This is a genomic window from Candidatus Palauibacter soopunensis, assembly GCF_947581735.1.
In the GTDB taxonomy this organism is placed as follows: domain Bacteria; phylum Gemmatimonadota; class Gemmatimonadetes; order Palauibacterales; family Palauibacteraceae; genus Palauibacter; species Palauibacter soopunensis.
This window is the reverse complement of the sequence record NZ_CANPVT010000007.1, coordinates 75,653-94,201: the sequence shown is the minus strand read 5'-3', so window position 1 is coordinate 94,201 and position 18,549 is coordinate 75,653. Positions and strand designations below refer to the sequence as shown.

Here is an 18,549-nt window from a genome sequence, read left to right as displayed (position 1 = left end):
CCGGGGTCGGCGCGTGATGATGATGACGAGGATGGCTGAGGTGGAAGAGGAGGCACGGCTGTGACGCAAGGCACCCTGCAGCACGAACGCATCGAGCGCCGCGCGCTGGAGCAGGAAATGCGCGAGTCGTTCATCGACTACTCGATGAGCGTCATCGTGCAGCGCGCGCTCCCCGATGCCCGCGACGGCCTGAAGCCGGTTCATCGCCGCATCCTGTACGCGATGCTGGAAGAGGGGATGCGCCCCTCGCGACCGCACAAGAAGAGCGCGACGGTCGTGGGCGACGTGCTGGGCCGGTATCACCCGCATGGGGATGGCGCCGTGTACGACACCATCGTCCGCATGGTCCAGGATTTTTCGCTGCGCTATCCGCTCATCGACGGCCAGGGCAACTTCGGTTCGATCGACGGCGATTCCGCTGCGGCCTACCGCTACACGGAAGTGCGGATGACGCCGGTCGCGATGGATCTCCTCGCCGACATCGAGCGCGACACGGTCGACATGCGGCCCAACTTCGACGGGCGCCTGACCGAACCCGCGGTCCTGCCCTGCCGGCTGCCGCACCTACTGCTGAACGGCAGCGACGGGATCGCGGTCGGCATGGCGACGAAGATCCCGCCGCACAATGCCGGGGAGCTCCTCGCGGCAGTCGACCACCTCGTCGCGAACCCGCATTGCGACAGCGAAGAGCTGCTCGCCCGCCTGCCCGGGCCGGACTTCCCGACGGGCGGATACATCTGGGGCCGGGCCGGCATCGAATCCGCCTACCGTACCGGGCGCGGACGGCTCGACATGCGCGCGAGGGTCCACCTGGAGGAAGGCAGGTTCGGGAAGAGTTCGCTGATCGTCACGGAACTTCCCTATCAGGTGAACAAGACGCGCGTCATCGAGCAGATCACGAAGCTCGTGCGCGCCGGGCGGGCCGACGCGATCACCGACCTCCGCGACGAGTCCGATCGGGACGGGATCCGGCTCGTGATCGAACTCAAGCGCGACGCGAAGCCGAAGAAGGTGCTCGCGACCCTGTTCAAGAAGACGCAGCTCCGCTACACGTTCGGCGTGATCATGCTCGCGCTCGTCGATGGCAAGCCCGAGGAGCTGGATCTGAGAGCGGTGCTCGGCACGTGGATCGACCATCGCCTCTCCGTGATCCGCCGCGGCGCGGCGCACGACCTCGCGAGGGCCCGGGACCGCGCGCACGTCGTCGAGGGGCTCCGGGCGGCGCTCGATGAAATCGATCGCGTCATCGACATCATCCGCGGCTCGAAGACCCCGGCGGACGCGCAGAAGGAACTCCTCGCGGCGTTCGACCTCACGGAGCGGCAGGCGGATGCGATCCTTGCGATGAGGCTCGTCCGGCTGACGGGTCTGGAGCGGGACAAGCTGGCGGAGGAACTGCGGGGGCTGCGGAAGGAGATCACGCGCCTGACCGCGCTGGTGGAGGACGAGGCGTCCCGGCGCGGATTCCTGCGGGAGGAGATCGCGGAACTCGCGCGACGCTACGACGACCCCAGGCGGACGGAGATCCTCGATGGCGACGCGGAGTTCCGGCTGTCGAAGGGTGGCGGCGGCGAGGCGCAGCTGGTGCTGGTGAGCCGCGGCGGGTACGTGAAGGCCCAGCCGGCCGCCACCGGCGGGGGGATGGCGGGCGCCGAAGCGCTGTCCGAGCGCGAAGGCGACTTCGCGCGCCACGCGTTCCTGGCTCGGGGAGCGCATACGCTCCTCGCCATCACGGCCCGCGGCAACGCGCATGCGCTACCCGTGTCGGCGCTGCCGAGGGGCACGCGGAGTTCCCGGGGCCGCCACGTCGAAGAGTTCATCGACCTGGAGCTGGGAGACGAGATCGTCGCGCTGCTCGCGGCCGAGACCTTCGCCGATGACCGATTTCTCGTGATCGCCACGAGACGGGGTCACGTGAAGCGTTCGGCGCTGTCGGAGTATGCGAACGCCCGGAGCGCGGGCATCATCGGTGCCGGCATCGCGCGCGGCGACGAGGTCGTGGCCGCGTTCGTCACCGAAGGGAGCAGTGACCTACTGTTCGCGACGCGGTCGGGCCAGGCGATCCGGTTCCCGGAGTCCGCCACTCGCGTGATGGGCCGGACGGCGCGCGGCGTCAAAGCCATCGATCTCGCACGCGACGATGTCGTCGTCGCCGCGGCGGCGCCGCGCGCGGATTCCGATCTGCTGGTGGCGACCGCCGCCGGGTACGGCAAGCGCATCCCGTTCACGGAATTCAAGGTCCAGGGGCGGGCGGGCAAGGGGTTCACCGTCCTCCCGGAGCGAGAGCGGACCGGCGGACTCGTGGGATTCACAGAAGCGCACGACGCGGACGAGGTCGCCTGGGAACTGTCCGATGGATCCGTAGAGGCGACGCCGGCGGCCAGCGTGATCCGCCGCTCTCCCCGCGAGGCCGGGCGCCCGGCCGTGCGACTGCCGGCCGGCGTTGCGGTCGAGGCTGTGCACCCGATGCACTCGGGACGCCGTGCGCGCACCGGATCTCCTCCCCGCGAGGAAACCGGCGCGCATCCCCTCCGGGGAATACCCTCGGATGGCGAGGATTCGCAGGCCGAGTTCGAGTTCGAAGCGTGAGACTGCTAGGTTCCGGCTCCATTGCAACTCGTCCGGGAGAGTCCATGCGAAGACTCTGTGTGATGTTGGCGATGTCCGCGCTCGTCGCGTGCGGCGGGGCGCAGGAAGACCACGGAGGGACCGCCGCGGCGGCCGCGGCGCCGGATGACACCGCGGCCATGCACGCCGGGCGTCTGGCCGAGAGTCTCGGTGGACGGGAGGCGTGGGATCGAACGCGCTACCTGTCGTTCCGCTGGATCGTAGAACGCGATGACGAGATCGTGGCGGACCGCGAACATTCGTGGGATCGGTACGACGGACGGTATCGCGTCGCCTACGCGGTGGATGGAACGTCCTATCTCCTGCTCTTCAACGTCAACGACGTCGAGCCCCACCCCGAACTCGAGAAGGTGCCGTCCGGACGCGCGTGGGCCGGGGGTGAGGAGCTGGCCGGCGCGGCGCGGGACTCCGCTCTCCGGCGCGGCTACGGCGCCTTCATCAACGACACGTACTGGGCGATCATGCCGTTCAAGTGGGACGACCCGGGCGTTCACCTCGCCTACGAGGGGACGCGCACGCTTTCCGACGGCAAGCCGTACGAAGTGGTTCACCTCAGCTTCGACGAGGGCCTGGGTACCACGGAAGACCAGTACTGGGGGTTCCTCGACGAGTCGGGGCGCATGATGGCGTGGCAGTACCACCTGGGGCGGGCGGAGGGGCCGGGAGAGGTGATCTGGTGGTCCGACTGGCAACCGATCGGTGACATCCAGTTCGCCATGACGCGGCTTCTGGATGGGGGCAACCGCTTCATCTACTTCGAGGATGTGGCCGCGGGTGAGACGGTACCCGATGGACGCTTCGATCCCCCGACGCCTTGACCGAGCACGGATCCGGCTCGACGGCGCCGGACTCGATCTCCTCGAGCAACGAGGAGGGACAGCAGTACCGTAGCGGCGTCTACAAACCACTCGACGAGAGCACGCTCCCGGACGCGCCGGACACGGAGGCCTTTCCCGACCGCGGTCACGGTCCGCCGTTCAAGTTCGTCCGCCGCATGTCGCGAGTGCCCCGCCTCAGGCACATCATCGGCCCCTCCGTCATCGCGCTCGGCATGGGCCTGGGAAGCGGCGAGTTCCTTCTCTGGCCCAACCTCGTGGCGGCCAACGGGTTCTCGATCTGGTGGCTGTTCTGGATCGGAGTCGTGACCCAGTTCGTCGTCATCGGCGAGATCGAACGCTGGACCATCGCCACCGGCGAGTCGACGTTCGCCGGCATGGCGCGGCTCGACCGGCTGGGGTTCTGGCCCTGGCTCTTCCTGGTCGCGACGCTGGCAAGCTTCTTCTGGCCCGGGTGGGCGTCGCAGTCCGCCGAATTCGTGGGTCAGATCGTGGTCCTCGTCGGGGGACCGCAGATCCAGTGGCAACCGATGGCGCTGCTCATGCTCGCCTGCATCTGGTTCGGGCTCGCGGTCTCCCGAATCGTCTACAACGTCCTCGAGCGCTGTGAGATCGCGCTGGTAGCGGGGTTCTTCCCGCTCCTCGCGATCACGCTTCTCGCGGTCGGTTTCGTTCCCTCCCACTTGCTCGAACTGGCGGTCGGCGCCGTCTCGTTCGGGAGCGCCCCGGCCGAACTGTTCACCGGGGATCAGTTTCCGACGCTGATCCTCGCGGTCGCGTATGCGGGCACCGGGGGCACACTGCTCCTCGCACAGTCGCTCTGGCTGCGCGACAAGGGCTTCGGGATGGCGCGGTTCCAGGGACGGATCGCCGGCATCCGCGGACGCAATGAAGACATCAGCACGACCGGGTTCGTCTTCGACACGAGCGACCCGACCCAACTCGGGCGTTTCCGCGGCTGGATGCGGGTCGTCCACCAGGAATTGCTCGTCACCTTCGTTCTCCTGACGCTCCTGAGCGTCGTCATCACGTGCATGCTCGTCGCGGCGACGCTTGGAACGGACAACCCGGCGATCGCGGGCGATCTGACCACCATGGTGACGCTGCAGGGCGAGGCGATCGAGCGCGTCGGCGGGTTGTGGCTCCGAGTCGCGTTCCTGCTCGGAGGATCGTTCGTCATCTTTTCGACCCAGCTTGCGATCCTCGACACCGTCACCCGCATCACGGGCTGCATCTTCTACGAACGCTTCGGATACCGGACGCGTTTCTTCACTCAGAAACGCACGTTTCTCGTGTTTCTCACGATCTTCGTGCTGGCGGCGATGGGGATCATCGCCGCGTCATGGATCGGCGGGGAGGCGCTGGATGTGCTTCAGCCCGATTTCCTGCTCCTCATCGCGGGCCCGTTCACGATGTCCAGCATGTTCCTGTTCACGCTCGTGATCGGCTACATGAACGTGCGCCGGCTGCCCGCCGAGCTGGGGCCTCCGACCTGGAAGCGGTGGAGTCTGCTGTGGGCCGCGATACTGTGGGGATGGTTCACGGCCGAACAGCTGTCACGAACGACGATGCTGGTCGCGGGGGTTGAGCCGCAGTTCCAGGAGTCGCTGGCGCTCCACCCGATCCGCATCGTGTTCTACGCGCTGTGGCTGGCGTCGCTCGTGTGGTTCGCGGCACGCACCCTGCCGGGACGGGCGACGCGCGAGGCGTGAGCGGAAGCGACGATCGCCGTCGCAGGCCGCTTGCTACGTGGTGGGTTCCGGCACCGCCTTCGCCATCTTTCCGGACATCTCCTCGGCGCTCTTCATCTGCGAGAGATCGAGCGTGAAGTCGGGTCGTTCGACGGGCGACAGCTTGTCCAGCAGTTCGCGGACCTCGCGGGGCGCCAGACCGGCCGCCTTGAGATCGTCCTTCGTCGCGATCCCCTCGGCGTGGATCGATTCCGACGCGGCGTCCGCCCGCAGCAGGCTTCGCAGGACGTCGAGTTCCCCCGCGCTCAGGCGCGCCCCCAACACTTCGTAGTCGACCCAGGCCTCGTAACTGAGCGGCGCGACCCGCTGGAGCATGCCGGCCATCACGCGCCCGTACTCCTGGATTTCCCACTGGGCGTGCGCGTCCACCCGCAGCCGGAGAAAGTGCAGGAGGTTGTGCAGGTCGATCTTCCAGTACCACTGCGTATAGGTGGAGAGCGGGAGGTCGATCCGCGCGAGTTCCCGGGCGACGTCTTCGGACAGCAGCCAGCCGTAGGCGTCGGCCGCTTCCGTCCGCAGTTGCTCCCAGCGGTCGATCGCGTTGCGATAGAGGTCACCCGGGGCCGGATCCATCTCGCGGCCCTGGTTGTTCAGGCGGCTCTGATAGGCGAACTGCTCATGGTCCGGTTCGTAGAACAGCAGGGGCAGCAGACTGTAGCGGGCGCTGAGTTCGTTGACGGAAGCGGTGCGGTGCCGGATCCACTGTCGCGCGACGAACATCGGCATGGAGCAGTGAAACTTGAACTCGACCATCTCGCTCGGAGTCGTGTGCGCGTGGCGCCGAAGATAGCGCACGAGACCGCGAGTCTGGCTGACGCGGCGCGTGCCGGCGCCGTAGCTGACGCGCGCCGCCGCCTCCACGTCGGCGTCCGAGCCCATGTAGTCGACGAGCGCGACGAACCCGTGGTCGAGGACGGGGAAATACCCGCCGAGGATCTCCTCGGCCGCAGGGACGGTCGGTCTCCCGGTGGTTTCCATGAGCTACCCGTGCCGCTACAGGGGGGTGTCGTCGGCCAGAATATCAGTTCGTGAGCACGCGGGCGACCGCGCGCCGCCACCCGGAATAGAGCGCTTCGCGCTCCGCCGCGTCCATGGCGGGCCGCCACGCACGGTCGTGTCGCCACAGTGCCGCGACTTCCCGCAGATCCGCGAACACGCCGGCGCCGAGGCCGCCCAGCATTGCCGCCCCCAGCGCGGTGGTCTCCGTCACGGCCGGGCGCCCGATCTCGACGTCGAGGATGTCGGCGAGAAACTGCATCGCCCAGCCGTTGCGCGTGAACCCGCCGTCCACGCGCAGCGTAGCGGGGCGTGGCGCCCCGTCGGCCCGCATCGCGTCGATCAGTTCGCGTGACTGGTAGGCGACCGCCTCCAGCGCCGCCCGCGCGATCTCGGCCCGCCCCGTGTCGCGCGTCATTCCCAGCAGGGCGGCACGGGCTTCCGGGTCCCAGTGGATGCCGCCCAGCCCGACGAAGGCGGGGACGAGCACGACCCCGCCGGTCGAGTCCACTGAACGGGCGAGAGCCTCCGTCTCGGCGGCGTCGGAAATGATGCCCAACCCATCGCGCAGCCACTGGACCGAGGCGCCCGCGACGAAGATGCTGCCCTCGAGCGCGTACGTGCGTTCTCCCCCGAGCTGCCAGGCCACCGTCGTGAGCAGGCCGTGCCGCGAGGCGAGACGATCCGCGCCCGTGTTCAGCAGGGCGAACGCGCCGGTCCCGTAGGTGAACTTCATCCCGCCCGGCTCGAACGCCGCCTGCCCGAACGTCGCCGCCTGCTGGTCGCCGGCCACGCCTCGCAACGGGATGGCGCGGCCGAAGAGGCCGGCGGACGTCTCCCCGAAATCGCCGGCCGAATCGCGCACCTCGGGCAATACGGAGCCGGGCACGCGCAGCAGTTCGAGCAGTTCCGGGTGCCACCGGCCCTCATCGATGTCGTAGAGGAGGGTCCGCGACGCGTTCGACGCATCGGTTGCATGCACGCGCCCTCCGGTGAGACACCACAGCAGCCAGGTGTCGATCGTCCCGAACGCGAGTTCGCCGTTCCCGGCCGCCTCGCGCGCTCTCGGCACATGGTCGAGGATCCACGCCAGCTTCGTTCCGGAGAAGTACGGGTCGAGCCGCAAGCCGGTGCGGCGCTCGATCAACCCTTCGTGCCCCGCCTCGCGAAGATCGGCACACTCCTTCGCCGTCCGCCGGTCCTGCCATACGATCGCCGGGTGAATCGGCCTGCCGCTCGCGCGTTCCCAAACCACCGTCGTCTCGCGCTGGTTCGTGATGCCGACCGCCGCCACGCGGTGCCCGAGCGTCTCGGCGGCGCCGATGACCTCCCGCGTTACGTCAATCGCATCGTCCCGGATGCGCTCGGGATCATGCTCGACCCGGCCCGGCCGCGGATAGCTCTGGGGCAGCTCGCGCTGAGCGCTGGCAACCGCAGTCCCCTCGACATCGAACGCGATGGCGCGGGTGGACGTCGTGCCCTGATCGATCGCGACGACGACGGGGACGGTCATGGGTCCCGGGAGACAAGCCGGACCGGCGCGGCTTCGAGGCTCGCAGTCCTCGACGGATTGAGCACGGCGCGATCCGGTTCATCGAAATGGACGCGGACTCTCCGCATCCAGCGCTGATCCTCGCGGTCGGCGGGGAAGACCAGAGGAATCGCTTCGAGACGTTTGCGATCCAGAACGAGGCCCTTCACCAACGGACCGTTCGGATTCTCCGATGTGATCCGCGCGAACAGGCGCCCGTCTCCGAAAGACCTGAGCGTCGACACGATCTGCGCACCGAGGACCCGCTCAGGTCCGCCGAACGTTTCGACCAGCTCCTGTTGTTCCTTCAGTTCGCGAGCTCGCATTTCCCTGGGCAGGAAGACGATGCCCGCCAGGTCACCGTCGGGGCGATAACTCACCAGCGCAAGCCGGTCGCCGTCGAGGACGTGTATCAGGCCATCGGGCGTCACCGCGACCAGGTCCGTGGGTAACTGGAATGCGCCGTCGTAGTCGACGATCAGGTCGGCTGGGATCGCTCCGAAAGCTGCCTCTCCGGTCGACGTCGGTCGCGACAGGTAGTGATCCGGGAACGCATCGCCGGCGACGAGCAGCCCGAGTTCCGGATGTACGGCGATGTCGCCGGCGTTGCCGCTAAACCGCTGGCTGGCAACGAAATCGCCCTCGAGGGTCAGGTACGTGACTCGCGCGTTCCCCCCGTCGAGGACCAGAACCCGATCGTCCGCCCGGACCAGGCGACTCGGGAACTTGTATTCCCCGGGCCCCTCTCCCTCCGCCCCCAGGATCCGGACCGGATCGAGATTCCGGTCGAGGAGCACGATACGCGGGTCGAGCCCGTCGGCGACAAAATAGGCCGTCGGTGTGGCAAGCACGCCCATGATCGAACCGAAGCTCACGCGTTCGTCCAGTTGATCGAGGCGGGCGTCGGACGATCCGATCTCGTAGACCTGGCCGGTGCTCTCGCTGAAATGCACCCGGCCATCGTCGCCGGCCTCCGGAGCGCCTCCGCAACCCGCGGGACCGAGGGCGCCCGCCAGGCCCAGCGCGACGGTGCGCGAGACGATCCCCGGCCACCGAGCGAAACTCGGTGGCCGGGGACGGTTCGCAGTCGAAACCTCAGCCTGCGCGGGATGCGGGCTCAAGCCGCTGATTCCCCGGATGCGGCTCACTGGAAGCTCCACTCCACGTATTCGTCGCATCGGACGTACATCGGTGAGCGGCCATCCATATCATACGCACCGACGTTGAAGGTTGCGGTGATCCCGACGCTCAGACCGAACGCGGCGCCGATCGAGATCGTCACGCTCTGGAAGCCGATCAGTTCTCCGCTCGCCGGATTGCCCGGGCCTCCCGAGATGTACTCCGCGCACTCGCTCTGCGCCGCGGCCACCGATGGCTGCGCCAGCGAGACCGCCAACGCCCCCGCGAAGGCCCATGCCACGGCGAGCGGCCACGTCGCCCTGCGGTTTCTCCTCGTCCTCGTCATCATCCACCTCCCCTGATTGATCCCGGAGGGCGACGCCCTGCCGCCCTCTCCGACACAAGGATCGGGGCGGGCATCAACGGGCTATCAACCCGCGCGAGCCGGCAGTGGGCGGCGGGTCGGGAGGAGACTCAGACGTCCAGATTGCGTACATAGCGGGCGTTGCTCTCGATGAACTCGCGGCGCGGCTCGACGTTCTCGCCCATGAGCGTGTCGAACAGTCGATCCGCCTCCGCGGCTTCGTCGATCCTCACCTGGAGCAGCGTGCGCTTCTCCGGGTTCATCGTGGTCTGCCACAGCTGATCGGCGTTCATCTCGCCCAGCCCCTTGTACCGCTGCAGCGAGGCGCTCCCCCTGCCGTTGTCGAGTCTCGCCTGCGCGGCGACGCGCTCCGACTCGTCGTAGCAGTAGAACTCCGTCTTCCCCTTCCACACGCGATACAGCGGCGGCTGCGCAATGTAGATGTATCCCGCGTTGATGAGTTCCTTCATCTGCCGGAAGAAGAAGGTCAGGAGCAGCGTCCGGATATGGGCGCCGTCCACGTCGGCGTCCGTCATGATCACGACCTTCCGGTACCGGGCCTGCGACAGATCGAACTCGTCTCCGATCCCGGTCCCGATGGCCGTGATCATGGCGCGGATCTCCTCGTTGGAGAGGATCCGGTCGATCCGCGCCTTCTCCACGTTGAGGATCTTGCCGCGCAGGGGGAGGATGGCCTGGTAGTTGCGGTCGCGCCCCATCTTCGCGCTCCCGCCCGCGCTGTCTCCCTCCACCAGGTAGAGTTCCGCGATCTCCGGGTCTGTGATCGAGCAGTCCGCCAGCTTTCCCGGCAGGATGCCGGTCTCGAGCGCCGACTTCTTTCGCGTCAGGTCACGCGCCTTTCGCGCCGCCTCCCGCGCCCGCGAGGCCTGGATCGCCTTGTCGATAATCTGTCGGGATGGGCCCGGGTTCTCCTCCAGCCATGTCCCCAGCCGGTCGTTGACGAGGCTCTCGACGATGCCGCGCACCTCGCTGTTCCCCAGCTTCGTCTTGGTCTGCCCCTCGAACTGGGGCTCCATGACCTTCACGGAGAGCACGGCGACGAGTCCTTCGCGCACATCGTCTCCGCTCAGGGTGGGGTCGGCCTTCTTGAGGATGTTGTTCCGCTGCGCGTAGTTGTTGATGGTTCGCGTGAGGGCGCCCTTGAAGCCCGACAGGTGCGTCCCACCTTCGTGCGTGTTGATGTTGTTCACGAAGGTGAACGTGTTCTCGCTGTAGGCGTCCGTGTACTGCATCGCGAGTTCGAACTCGGTGTCGTCCTGCGCGCCCGAGACGGAGATCACGTCCTGGTGAAGCGGCGTCTTGTTGCCCAGGAGATATTCGACGAACTGCGCGATCCCCCCCTCGAAGTGGAAGTCGCGGCGCAGATCCTCCCGCCGCTCATCGACGATCGCAATCCGTACGCCCCGGTTCAGGTAGGCGAGTTCCCGGAGCCGGCTGGCGAGCGTCTCGAAGCTGTATTCGAGCGGGTCCCCGAGTCCCTCGAAAATCTCGGGGTCGGGCCGGAAGGTGACCGTGGTTCCGGTGTCCTTCGTCTTCCCCCCCTTCCTGAGCTTCCCCTGGCTGACCCCGCGCTCGTAGCGCTGCGTCCACTCGTGGCCGTCGCGACGAACCTCGACCTCCAGCCACTCGGAGAGCGCATTCACGACGGAAACGCCCACGCCGTGCAGCCCGCCCGACACCTTGTAGCTCGACTTGTCGAATTTTCCGCCCGCGTGGAGCGTCGTGAGGGCGAGTTCGACCCCCGGCACCTTCTCGGTCGGGTGAAGGTCCACGGGGATGCCGCGCCCGTCGTCCACGACCCGAATCGACTGATCCGTCCCGATCGTGACCTCGATCCCGGAGCAATGTTCCGCCATCGCCTCGTCGATCGAGTTGTCCACGACCTCGTAGACGAGGTGGTGCAACCCTCGCCCCGAGGTGGACCCGATGTACATGCCCGGGCGCTTCCGCACGGCCTCGAGTCCCTTGAGGACATGAATCTGCCGCGCGGTATAGTCGGAATTGCCCTTGTTATCTCCCACGGGCTTTCCGCCCGCCGTCGACTTCGCCATCAACCCCTCCCCTTCTCGGTTCGGCCGGTGCGCGCCGCGGTCGGCGACGATTCCCCGGACTGCACGAACACGATTCGTTCGAGCCGGCCGCGGGTGCGATCCCGGTTCAGGCGGCTCAGCAACTTTCGCCTCATCATGTTCAGTTCCGTCATCCAGGCCGCGCCGGCCACTTCGATGAACACCGTCCCGCCCTTGATTCCGCCAACTCTCGTTACGCGCGCGATGTGCGGACCTACGACCCGCTCCCACCGCGCCGCCGTGGCGCTGCGCTCCACCCGCTCGCGGATCCCCATGCGATCGAGCAACTCCGCGAGCACGCCCCCGACGGGTTCGGGATACCGCTCGCCCGCTCTCGCGTCCCCGCGTCGCGTCGTTCCGCGAGGCACTGCCTCGGAGGCCGCGCCGTTCATGCGATGATCCGTCCGTTGCTAAGGCGCCAGCGCGCGAGCTTTCCGCCCATCAGCCCCACGTCACCGGGCTTGGGGGCGGTGAGAATCACCTGCCCGCCCCGCTCCGACTCGAAGAGGCGAAACAGCCGGTCCGAGCGTCCGTCGTCGAGTTCCGCGAACACGTCGTCGAGCAGATAAAGCGGCTCACGGCCGAGCCGTTCCCGGAGCCGGTCCGCCTCGAGCAGGCGCAGCGCGAGCGCGGCCGTGCGCTGCTGTCCGCTCGACCCGTAGCTCCGGAGGTCGCGAGGTCCTTCCGGCGCCTCGACCTCGAACCTGATCTCGTCGCGGTGCGGGCCCACTACGGTCATGCCCTGGCGACGCTCACGTTCTCCGGTCCTCTCCAGGGCGTGCCGAAAGCGGTCCTCCCAGGAACCGGCGCCCTCCGGACCCTCCATTCCGTCGTCCGATGCGATCGACGCCGAATACCGAAGCCCCGCCCCGTCTCCTCCCGAGATCCGCGCGTAGAAATCGGCGTATCGCTCCGCTCCCTCCATCACCCAGGTCGCCCGCCTGTCCGTGAGAATTCCACCCGCCTCGATCAACCCTTCCGTCCAAGCTTCGATCTCGTCGTTCGACCCGCCGCGCCGAAGCGCTTCGTTCCGTTGCGACAGAAGACCCCGATAGCGCTGCAGCGCCGGGAGGTAGCCCGGCACGCCCACCGAAAGCGCAACGTCGAGGAAGCGCCGCCGCAGCGTCGGCCCTCCACGCACGATCTCGGCGTCGTCGAGGCGAAACGCCGCGACCCCTACCGAGCCGATCCCGGCCGAAACCCGCTCCACTTCGAGCGCGTCGATCTCCACCTTCTTGATCCGTTGCGACCGGTCGTACGCCGCCGCCACGGACATCCCCCCTTCGACCTCACCCTCCACCCGGAACACCGTCTGTCCGAACCGCACGAGTGCGCGGTCCCGCACGCCTCGAAAGGACCGAAAAACCTCGAGGTAGTAGATCGCCTCGAGGAGGTTCGTCTTACCCGATCCATTGGGCCCGATGATCGCGACGCCGGCCTCGGGGAACTCGCATTCGAGCCGTTCGAAGTTGCGGTAGTCGCGAAGGATCAGGCGCCTGAGAAAAGGCGCGGAGGACGCCTCAGGCTGGCGGATAGACGGTGCCTCCGGTGTCTTCGTCACAGGCTTTGAAAATACGGCGAAAACCCTTGTATCGCAAGGAAATTTGCGCGTTGGAGACGTCGTCCCGCAGGCGCCGCCGGGCGGTTGCCGGGGAGCCTCCGGGCAGGCAGCTTCGAAGGCGTTCATGACACCCTTCGGACATCGCGGCGCCAGCCGCCGGATCGCGCGTACTGGAGTTCCTCGAGGGGGCCTCGCCCCCCTCCGGGTTGCGTGGCTTTTTCTGCCTCTCCCGCTCGCCGCGCAGGATCCCGCGTCGGCGCCGAACCCGGACCGCGCCGGCCCCGGACCGGCGGGCGGGGAGACGAGTCAGACCTGGAACCGCGTTGGACTCGGTGCCGGCGTCCTCGGCGGAGCCCTTCTTCTCGACCAGAGCATCCGCGATCTGGCGCTTGATCACCAGGGGGCGTTCGGTCGTGACCTGGCCGAGGGCGGCCACACGTACGGTGACTGGAAGCGGACGGCGCCCCTTATCGCCGGGGGCGGAATTCTGCTTGGAGTTGCGTTCGACGGGGAACGGGGTGTCCGGCGGGCGACGTCGGCCTTCTTCGGAGTCTTCGCCGGCTCGATGTCGAACACCGTCGTCAACTGGACGCTGGGGCGAAGCCGCCCGCGAGATGAGAGGGGCGTCCTGCACTTCGATCCGTTCCGGGGCAACGCATCTCTCGGGTCCGGCCACACGGCCTACGCCTTCGCCATCGCCGCGGCCGTCGATGAAGTGACCGATGGCGGGTGGGCCATCCCGTTCTACGTGGCCGCCGCGGGTACGGGACTCGCCCGGATCTACGGAGACCGGCATTGGCTGTCCGATGTGGTCGTTGGCGGCTTCATCGGCTGGTGGGTCGGGGGCCGGGCAACGGCAGCGGCCGCGGACTGGCTCAGAGTCGAGGCCTCTTCGGCCTCGTCCGGACGGTCTCCGCCCGCCCGCGTCCGGATCCGGCCGCTGATTGCCGGTGACGCGCTGGGCGTTCAGTTCCGCTTCCCGGGCTAGACCCGAGGCGCCGACGATTCGCGCGCCCTACCTTGGATCGCGGTGAGTTGCCCCCGCCGCACTACGTGGCGGACCCGGGAAGGCGCACAAGAAGGAGCAAAGCAATGGTTCATGTGCCAAGCCTCTGGTTGCCGATCCTGCTGGCCGCGGGACTCGTGTTCGCCGGGAGTTCCGTCATCCACATGTTCCTCGGATATCACCGGAAGGACTTCGGGAAGGCGCCCGACGAGGACGGGGTGATGGACGCGCTGCGGGGGATCCCGGCCGGGGACTACTCCTTCCCCCATCCGACCGGCAAGGAAGACCTGAAGGACGAGACCTTCCGGGAGAAGGCGGCGCGCGGACCGACCGGGTTCATGACCGTGCTGCCGGCGGGCGACCCGTTCAACATGGGCCCCCAGCTCGCGCAGTGGTTCGTCTACTGCCTCGTCGTGAGCGCGTTCGCGGGATACGTGACCGGCCTCACGCTCGGCCCGGGCACCGGCTACATGGAGGTCTTCCGCATGTCCTCCACGGTCGCCTTCGGCGGATACGGGCTCGCCCACCTGCAGCGTTCGATCTGGTACTCCCAGTCGTGGGGGACGACGGGCCGCAACGTGTTCGACGCCCTCGTCTACGGGCTGCTGACGGGCGGCGCCTTCGGCTGGCTCTGGCCGGCCTGATCCGGACTACAGCACGAAGCTGGACACGACGGGCTCGTCGCCGCTGTAGTCGTAGAAGCCCTTTCCGGTCTTCCGGCCGTGGTATCCGGCCAGGTACATGCGGCGCAGGAGAGGGGGAGAGGCGAAGCGCGCCTCCTTGTACTCGTCGTACATGATCCCCGTGATGTGGTACAGCGTGTCGAGCCCCACGAAATCGCCCAGCGTGAACGGGCCCATCGGGTACCCGCAGCCCAGGCGCAGCCCCTTGTCGATGTCGGGAATCGACGCGACCCCGGCCTCGTACGCGCGGATCGCGTCGAGCATGTAGGGAACGAGCAGCCGGTTCACCACGAAACCGGTGTTGTCGCCGCAGGCGATCGGGCTCTTCCCGAGCGATTCGGCGAACGCGAAAGCGGCCTCGAACGTTTCATCCGCCGTCTGCCCGCAGCGGACGACCTCCACCAGCGGCATGACCGGCACGGGGCTGAAGAAGTGGAGGCCGACGAAGCGCTCCGGGCGATCCGTCTCGGCGGCGAGTTCGGTGATGGACAGGCTCGATGTGTTGGAAGCGAAGATCGTCTCTCCCGCGCACAGTCCGCCAAGCTCTCCGAACAGCGCGTGTTTCGCCCCGAGGTTCTCGGTGATCGCCTCGATGACGAGGTCGCACGCCGCCAGGGCTCCCAGTTCGAGCGTCGGGTGAAGACGGGCCATCGTCGCGTCCCCGTCCGCCGCGTCGAGTTTCTCCTTTTGTACGGCGCGGTCGAGGCTCTTCCGGATCCCGGCCATCCCCCGGTCGAGGAATCCCTGTTCCACCTCCCGCACGATCGTCTCATAACCGGCCGACGCGCTGACCTGCGCGATCCCGCTCCCCATCAGTCCCGCTCCGACCACCCCGACCTTCCGAATCTCAGTCAATGTCCACTCCCTCTATGTCTTCAGGTATCGGTTTCGGCTGTGTGACAGCCTCGTGAAGCACACACTCCTCAGCGCAGGAGTTTCCGGTGCCAGGGTTCCTCCGCGCTGCGAAGATTCTCGCCGCGTTCGAGTCGGTCGAGCAGACCCTGAAGCGCGAGTTCCATCCGTTGCCTGACCTTCCGCATGTCGGCCCGCGCGGAAACCGTCGCGATGGCCGTGAAGCCCGAGAAGATGGCGAGTCCTCCCAGGAGCGGCAGGACGCCGCCCCCCGTCGCCATGAACAGGCCGAAGCCGCCGGCCGCTCCGCCCAGCCCCATTCCCCCGAACCAGCCGCCGAGCCGTTCCGCTCTCATGTTGCCGATGTCCGCCGTCAGCGTGACGAGCGACCACCCGCTCTCCAGGGCCTCCACGCTGACCTGGAGGTTTCGAGCCTTCGCCAGGGTATACCGCCGCCCGCCGACATCCATGGCGCGCCGCATCTGGTTGACGACCCCCGTCCCCGGCTCCCAGAGCGATCCGCCGGATCGCGACCGTACCTGTCGGAGAAGTTCTTCTTCGCGCAGGTACGATTCGAGATTCGCTTCCACATCCGCCGGACTTCCGGGTACGACCCGGCTCGTGCTCACGATCGCGGGACCGACGATCCGGCGCGCGAGCCCCTCGTCAGAGGGTGCGTCGGGGATCAGGGAGGCCGCCTCGATCTCGGCCAGCGCCTGCCGGACGTACCGCTCCTCGAGCCCGACTTCCGCTCCGATCTGGACGACCTCGCCCGCCCCGAGCTCCCCGCCGATCGAGGTGGAGCTGCGGAACTGGAGATCCGATGCCCGCCGGATCACGCGTTCGAGTTGCTCCTGCGTGACCGTCTGGGGAAGCGACGACCGGCGTTGCGGTGGACCGGACCCGCCGGAACCGTCGCGACTGTCGTCAGCCGGCGGCATCGCGCTCCCTCGTCACCGCTTCCGCTTCGCCCGCCCCTTCCGATACATCCTCCGCCGCCTCCGCGCGGGGCAACTGCGGCGCTCCTTCCGAGCCTTCGAGCGCGCGTTCGTCGACCGGAGCCGGGGCCGCGGCCGCTTCGTCCGCCGCCGTCGCGAATCCCTTGAACAGACCCGCCATCGGCCCGAGCTCGACCGGCAGCGGGAAGAGCGTCGTCGAATTGTTCTCCGCCGCGATCTCCGTCGCCGTCTGCAGGAAACGCAGTTGAAGCGAGGCCGGGTATTCGCTCAGCTGGCGCGCCGCGTCCCTCAGGTTCGACGCCGCCTGCAGTTCGCCCTGCGCGTTGATCACCTTCGCGCGGCGCTCGCGTTCCGCCTCCGCCTGCCGCGCGATCGCGCGCTTCATCTCGTTCGGCAGGTCCACGTCCTTCACCTCGACGCCCGTGACATCGATCCCCCAGGCGTCCGTCCCCTGGTCGATGATGTCACGCAGGATCTGGTTGAACTTCTCCCGCTCCGCGAGAACCTCGTCCAGCTCCGCCTGCCCGATGACCGAGCGCAGTGTGGTCTGGGCAAGCTGCGACGTGGCGAAGAGAAAGTCCTCGATCTCGAGGATGGCGCGTCGCGGGTTCGCGACCCGGAAATAGAGGACCGCGTTGACCTTCACCGACACATTGTCCCGCGTGATGACATCCTGCGGCGGGATGTCCATGGCGATGATCCGCAGGCTCACCCGCTCCATGCGCTCGACCCCGAACGGGACGAGGAAAATGAGCCCTGGCCCGCGGGTCGGGCGTGCGCGGCCGAGCCGGAAGACGACGGCCCGTTCGTATTCCTTCAGGATGCGGAGACTCGTGGCCAGCGCCAGCGCGCCCGCCCCGGCGAGGATGAAGAATAGAGGATCCATGTTCGCTCCCTCCGACTGATCGCGGCGCCGGGCCCGGCAGCCTGCCGGCTCTCTGCGCTAGGCGTCGACCTCCACGATGACGGCGGCGCCCTGTCCGCCGCCAATGCACGCCGCGCCCAGACCCAGTCCGCCGCCCCGGCGCCGCAGTTCGTGCAGAAGATGCCCCGTGATCCGCGCTCCCGTCATGCCGAGCGGGTGGCTCAGCGCGATCGCCCCACCGTCCACGTTCACCTTGTCGCGGTCGAGACCGAGTTCGCGCTCGACCGCCAGGTACTGCGGAGCGAAGGCCTCGTTCACTTCGACGAGATCGATGTCGTCGAGGGTGAGGCCGGCCTTCTCGAGGGCGGCGCGCGAGGCGGGCGCGGGCCCGATGCCCATGATGTGGGGTGGCACGCCCGCCACGGCGTAGGACACGAGGCGGCCGGCCGGCTCGAGGCCGTGCGCGGCGGCATAGTCCCTGCCCGCGAGCACGAGCGCCGCAGCCCCATCCCCGATCCCGCTCGCGTTGCCGGCCGTGACGAGGCCATCCTGCTTGAAATACGGGCGAAGCTTCGCGAGCCCCTCGACGGTCGTGTCGGGCCGAAGGTGCTCATCGCGCTCGAAGGACGTTTCCCTCCCCTTCCTCCCCACCATCATCGGCACGACCTCGTCCTCGTAGCGGCCGCCCTCCCAGGCCTCCGCCGCCAATTGCTGGCTGCGTACCGCCACCTCGTCGGCCTCCGAGCGCGAGATCCCGTATTCCTCCGCGAGATTCTCCGCCGTCTGGGCCATCGAAAAGCCGCAGTAGGGATCGGTGAGGGCCTCCCACAGCGAATCCTCGAACTTTGGCGCCGGGCCCAGCCGCAGACCCCAGCGGGCCCCGCGGACGATATGCGGCGCCTGACTCATGGACTCGGCTCCGCCCACGAGACAGACGTCGCTCTCCCCCAGTTCGATCTCCTGTGAGCCATCGATCACGGCCTGAAAGCCCGAGCCGCACAGGCGGTTCACGGTGACGGCCGGGGTCTCGATCGGGAGCCCCGCCCGCAGTCCCACGTGCCGCGCGAGATAGATCGCGTCGGCGGACGTCTGCATCACATTCCCCATCACCACATGCCCGAAATCGCCGGGTTCGGCGCCGGAGCGCTCGATCGCCGCTTCCGAAGCGACGACGCCGAGGTCCACCGCCGAATAATCCTTCAGGCTGCCGCCGAACGCGCCCATGGCGGTCCGGGCCGCCGAGAGAAATACCGTCCCGTTACCGTTTCCGTCGCTCATTGTCGCAGTGTCCTTCCATCTCTTGCCGGC

16 protein-coding genes are annotated in these 18,549 nt (G+C 68.0%); 5 read left to right on the top strand and 11 right to left on the bottom strand.

Annotated features, from left to right (window positions below; translation table 11 throughout):
• Nucleotides 1-60: 60 nt before the first annotated feature.
• Genes gyrA through RN901_RS03640 form a run of 3 tightly spaced genes read left to right on the top strand, consistent with a single transcriptional unit; the run spans nt 61 to nt 5,176 of the window.
• Nucleotides 61-2,589 (top strand): DNA gyrase subunit A, encoded by a 2,529-nt coding sequence (gene gyrA, locus RN901_RS03650; RefSeq protein ID WP_310756048.1) that lies wholly within the window; start codon nt 61-63, stop codon nt 2,587-2,589.
• Between the two features lie 44 nt (nt 2,590-2,633).
• The gene (locus RN901_RS03645) at nt 2,634-3,446 is read left to right on the top strand and encodes a hypothetical protein (RefSeq protein ID WP_310756046.1); all 813 of its coding nucleotides are present in this window, start codon (nt 2,634-2,636) and stop codon (nt 3,444-3,446) included.
• Nucleotides 3,443-5,176 (top strand): Nramp family divalent metal transporter, encoded by a 1,734-nt coding sequence (locus RN901_RS03640; protein WP_310756044.1) that lies wholly within the window; start codon nt 3,443-3,445, stop codon nt 5,174-5,176. The genes RN901_RS03645 and RN901_RS03640 overlap by 4 nt, the downstream gene beginning before the upstream one ends.
• 33 nt (nt 5,177-5,209) lie before the next feature.
• Here RN901_RS03640 and thyX read toward each other — a convergent pair whose 3' ends face one another.
• From thyX to recF, 7 genes are all read right to left on the bottom strand, one after another.
• On the bottom strand, nt 5,210-6,193 hold the full coding sequence (thyX, locus tag RN901_RS03635; protein WP_310756042.1) for an FAD-dependent thymidylate synthase: 984 nt from the start codon (nt 6,191-6,193) through the stop codon (nt 5,210-5,212).
• Between the two features lie 43 nt (nt 6,194-6,236).
• A complete protein-coding gene (glpK, locus tag RN901_RS03630; protein ID WP_310756040.1) occupies nt 6,237-7,724 on the bottom strand; it encodes a glycerol kinase GlpK in 1,488 nt (495 codons plus the stop codon).
• Nucleotides 7,721-8,890, bottom strand: coding sequence for a hypothetical protein (locus RN901_RS03625; RefSeq protein WP_310756038.1), 1,170 nt, complete (start codon nt 8,888-8,890; stop codon nt 7,721-7,723). The genes glpK and RN901_RS03625 overlap by 4 nt, the downstream gene beginning before the upstream one ends.
• The gene (locus RN901_RS03620; RefSeq protein WP_310756036.1) at nt 8,887-9,210 is read right to left on the bottom strand and encodes a hypothetical protein; all 324 of its coding nucleotides are present in this window, start codon (nt 9,208-9,210) and stop codon (nt 8,887-8,889) included. The genes RN901_RS03625 and RN901_RS03620 overlap by 4 nt, the downstream gene beginning before the upstream one ends.
• Nucleotides 9,211-9,335: 125 nt before the next feature.
• Nucleotides 9,336-11,297 carry a DNA topoisomerase (ATP-hydrolyzing) subunit B gene (gene gyrB, locus RN901_RS03615; RefSeq protein WP_310756034.1) on the bottom strand — a complete coding sequence of 654 codons (1,962 nt, stop codon included), beginning with the start codon at nt 11,295-11,297 and terminating at the stop codon, nt 9,336-9,338.
• Nucleotides 11,297-11,707, bottom strand: coding sequence for a DUF721 domain-containing protein (locus RN901_RS03610; RefSeq protein ID WP_310756032.1), 411 nt, complete (start codon nt 11,705-11,707; stop codon nt 11,297-11,299). Before RN901_RS03610 ends, gyrB begins: the two co-directional genes overlap by 1 nt.
• Entirely contained in the window at nt 11,704-12,876 is a 1,173-nt protein-coding gene (gene recF / locus RN901_RS03605) for a DNA replication and repair protein RecF (RefSeq protein WP_310756030.1), read from the bottom strand. Before recF ends, RN901_RS03610 begins: the two co-directional genes overlap by 4 nt.
• Nucleotides 12,877-13,000: 124 nt before the next feature.
• On the opposite strand from recF, the gene RN901_RS03600 reads away from it, so the two are divergent.
• Nucleotides 13,001-13,864: a phosphatase PAP2 family protein gene (locus tag RN901_RS03600; protein WP_310756028.1), complete on the top strand. Its 864-nt coding sequence runs from the start codon at nt 13,001-13,003 to the stop codon at nt 13,862-13,864.
• A 104-nt stretch (nt 13,865-13,968) separates the two neighbouring features.
• A complete protein-coding gene (locus RN901_RS03595) occupies nt 13,969-14,526 on the top strand; it encodes a hypothetical protein (RefSeq protein ID WP_310756026.1) in 558 nt (185 codons plus the stop codon).
• 6 nt (nt 14,527-14,532) lie between these two features.
• Here RN901_RS03595 and RN901_RS03590 read toward each other — a convergent pair whose 3' ends face one another.
• The 4 genes from RN901_RS03590 to RN901_RS03575 all read right to left on the bottom strand — a co-directional run bounded on the left by RN901_RS03590 (nt 14,533) and on the right by RN901_RS03575 (nt 18,519).
• Nucleotides 14,533-15,420, bottom strand: a complete 888-nt coding sequence (locus RN901_RS03590; protein WP_310756024.1) for a 3-hydroxyacyl-CoA dehydrogenase family protein — start codon at nt 15,418-15,420, stop codon at nt 14,533-14,535.
• A 68-nt stretch (nt 15,421-15,488) separates the two neighbouring features.
• A complete protein-coding gene (locus RN901_RS03585; RefSeq protein WP_310756022.1) occupies nt 15,489-16,256 on the bottom strand; it encodes a hypothetical protein in 768 nt (255 codons plus the stop codon).
• A gap of 88 nt (nt 16,257-16,344) precedes the next feature.
• Entirely contained in the window at nt 16,345-17,262 is a 918-nt protein-coding gene (locus RN901_RS03580; protein WP_310756020.1) for a slipin family protein, read from the bottom strand.
• 57 nt (nt 17,263-17,319) lie between these two features.
• Nucleotides 17,320-18,519, bottom strand: coding sequence for an acetyl-CoA C-acetyltransferase (locus RN901_RS03575; protein ID WP_310756018.1), 1,200 nt, complete (start codon nt 18,517-18,519; stop codon nt 17,320-17,322).
• Nucleotides 18,520-18,549 lie beyond the last annotated feature (30 nt).